Annotated in this window: 2 rRNA genes; both read left to right on the top strand. The window is 51.2% G+C overall.

Annotation, left to right across the window (positions count from 1 at the left end):
* Nucleotides 1-164: 164 nt before the first annotated feature.
* Nucleotides 165-3056: ribosomal RNA gene (locus AB4Z20_RS27870) — 23S ribosomal RNA — on the top strand.
* Nucleotides 3057-3211: 155 nt separating this feature from the next.
* Nucleotides 3212-3327: ribosomal RNA gene (gene rrf / locus AB4Z20_RS27865) — 5S ribosomal RNA — on the top strand.
* The last annotated feature ends 48 nt before the right edge of the window (nt 3328-3375 follow it).

Raw genomic sequence — 3375 nt, 5'->3', positions numbered from 1 at the left:
TCGTTCTTTAAAAATTTGGGTATGTGATAGAAAGATAGACTGAACGTTACTTTCACTGGTAACGGATCAGGCTAAGGTAAAATTTGTGAGTTGCTCTCATGAGCAAGATCGAATTTTCGGCGAATGTCGTCTTCACAGTATAACCAGATTGCTTGGGGTTATATGGTCAAGTGAAGAAGCGCATACGGTGGATGCCTTGGCAGTCAGAGGCGATGAAAGACGTGGTAGCCTGCGAAAAGCTTCGGGGAGTCGGCAAACAGACTTTGATCCGGAGATGTCTGAATGGGGGAACCCAGCCATCATAAGATGGTTATCTTGTACTGAATACATAGGTGCAAGAGGCGAACCAGGGGAACTGAAACATCTAAGTACCCTGAGGAAAAGAAATCAACCGAGATTCCCTTAGTAGTGGCGAGCGAACGGGGACTAGCCCTTAAGCTTCTTTGATTTTAGCGGAACGCTCTGGAAAGTGCGGCCATAGTGGGTGATAGCCCTGTACGCGAAAGGATCTTAGAAGTGAAATCGAGTAGGACGGAGCACGAGAAACTTTGTCTGAATATGGGGGGACCATCCTCCAAGGCTAAATACTACTGACTGACCGATAGTGAACTAGTACCGTGAGGGAAAGGCGAAAAGAACCCCGGAGAGGGGAGTGAAATAGATCCTGAAACCGTATGCGTACAAGCAGTGGGAGCCCACTTTGTTGGGTGACTGCGTACCTTTTGTATAATGGGTCAGCGACTTATTTTCAGTGGCGAGCTTAACCGAATAGGGGAGGCGTAGCGAAAGCGAGTCTTAATAGGGCGTCTAGTCGCTGGGAATAGACCCGAAACCGGGCGATCTATCCATGGGCAGGTTGAAGGTTGGGTAACACTAACTGGAGGACCGAACCGACTACCGTTGAAAAGTTAGCGGATGACCTGTGGATCGGAGTGAAAGGCTAATCAAGCTCGGAGATAGCTGGTTCTCCTCGAAAGCTATTTAGGTAGCGCCTCATGTATCACTGTAGGGGGTAGAGCACTGTTTCGGCTAGGGGGTCATCCCGACTTACCAAACCGATGCAAACTCCGAATACCTACAAGTGCCGAGCATGGGAGACACACGGCGGGTGCTAACGTCCGTCGTGAAAAGGGAAACAACCCAGACCGTCAGCTAAGGTCCCAAAGTTATGGTTAAGTGGGAAACGATGTGGGAAGGCTTAGACAGCTAGGAGGTTGGCTTAGAAGCAGCCACCCTTTAAAGAAAGCGTAATAGCTCACTAGTCGAGTCGGCCTGCGCGGAAGATGTAACGGGGCTCAAACCATACACCGAAGCTACGGGTATCACGTAAGTGATGCGGTAGAGGAGCGTTCTGTAAGCCTGTGAAGGTGAGTTGAGAAGCTTGCTGGAGGTATCAGAAGTGCGAATGCTGACATGAGTAACGACAATGGGTGTGAAAAACACCCACGCCGAAAGACCAAGGTTTCCTGCGCAACGTTAATCGACGCAGGGTTAGTCGGTCCCTAAGGCGAGGCTGAAAAGCGTAGTCGATGGAAAACAGGTTAATATTCCTGTACTTCTGGTTATTGCGATGGAGGGACGGAGAAGGCTAGGCCAGCTTGGCGTTGGTTGTCCAAGTTTAAGGTGGTAGGCTGGAATCTTAGGTAAATCCGGGRTTCTAAGGCCGAGAGCTGATGACGAGTTACCCTTTGGGTGACGAAGTGGTTGATGCCATGCTTCCAAGAAAAGCTTCTAAGCTTCAGGTAACCAGGAACCGTACCCCAAACCGACACAGGTGGTTGGGTAGAGAATACCAAGGCGCTTGAGAGAACTCGGGTGAAGGAACTAGGCAAAATGGCACCGTAACTTCGGGAGAAGGTGCGCCGGTGAGGGTGAAGCACTTGCTGCGTAAGCCCACGCCGGTCGAAGATACCAGGCCGCTGCGACTGTTTATTAAAAACACAGCACTCTGCAAACACGAAAGTGGACGTATAGGGTGTGACGCCTGCCCGGTGCCGGAAGGTTAATTGATGGGGTTAGCTAACGCGAAGCTCTTGATCGAAGCCCCGGTAAACGGCGGCCGTAACTATAACGGTCCTAAGGTAGCGAAATTCCTTGTCGGGTAAGTTCCGACCTGCACGAATGGCGTAACGATGGCGGCGCTGTCTCCACCCGAGACTCAGTGAAATTGAAATCGCTGTGAAGATGCAGTGTATCCGCGGCTAGACGGAAAGACCCCGTGAACCTTTACTATAGCTTTGCACTGGACTTTGAATTTGCTTGTGTAGGATAGGTGGGAGGCTTTGAAGCGTGGACGCCAGTTCGCGTGGAGCCATCCTTGAAATACCACCCTGGCAACTTTGAGGTTCTAACTCAGGTCCGTTATCCGGATCGAGGACAGTGTATGGTGGGTAGTTTGACTGGGGCGGTCTCCTCCTAAAGAGTAACGGAGGAGTACGAAGGTGCGCTCAGACCGGTCGGAAATCGGTCGTAGAGTATAAAGGCAAAAGCGCGCTTGACTGCGAGACAGACACGTCGAGCAGGTACGAAAGTAGGTCTTAGTGATCCGGTGGTTCTGTATGGAAGGGCCATCGCTCAACGGATAAAAGGTACTCCGGGGATAACAGGCTGATACCGCCCAAGAGTTCATATCGACGGCGGTGTTTGGCACCTCGATGTCGGCTCATCACATCCTGGGGCTGAAGCCGGTCCCAAGGGTATGGCTGTTCGCCATTTAAAGTGGTACGCGAGCTGGGTTTAGAACGTCGTGAGACAGTTCGGTCCCTATCTGCCGTGGACGTTTGAGATTTGAGAGGGGCTGCTCCTAGTACGAGAGGACCGGAGTGGACGAACCTCTGGTGTTCCGGTTGTCACGCCAGTGGCATTGCCGGGTAGCTATGTTCGGAAAAGATAACCGCTGAAAGCATCTAAGCGGGAAACTTGCCTCAAGATGAGATCTCACTGGGACCTTGAGTCCCCTGAAGGGCCGTCGAAGACTACGACGTTGATAGGCAGGGTGTGTAAGCGCTGTGAGGCGTTGAGCTAACCTGTACTAATTGCCCGTGAGGCTTGACCATATAACACCCAAGCAATTTGTGAACTCGAAAGAGACCAGATTGCGGTGTGTGAAGACGAAACGAACCGAAAGTTCGAATCTCACAAAACACCGAMRCTATCACATACCCAATTTGCTGAAGCGAGGCCAACTGGCCACGACTCRGTACCCGAATTTCTTGACGACCATAGAGCATTGGAACCACCTGATCCCATCCCGAACTCAGCAGTGAAACGATGCATCGCCGATGGTAGTGTGGGGTTTCCCCATGTGAGAGTAGGTCATCGTCAAGATTAAATTCCGAAACCCCTATCTGCTGATGCAGGTAGGGGTTTTGTTTT

It is taken from the genome of Pseudomonas sp. KB_12 (assembly GCF_052114545.1).
GTDB lineage: Bacteria > Pseudomonadota > Gammaproteobacteria > Pseudomonadales > Pseudomonadaceae > Aquipseudomonas > Aquipseudomonas brassicacearum.
This window is presented reverse-complemented; position numbering and strand designations above follow the sequence as displayed.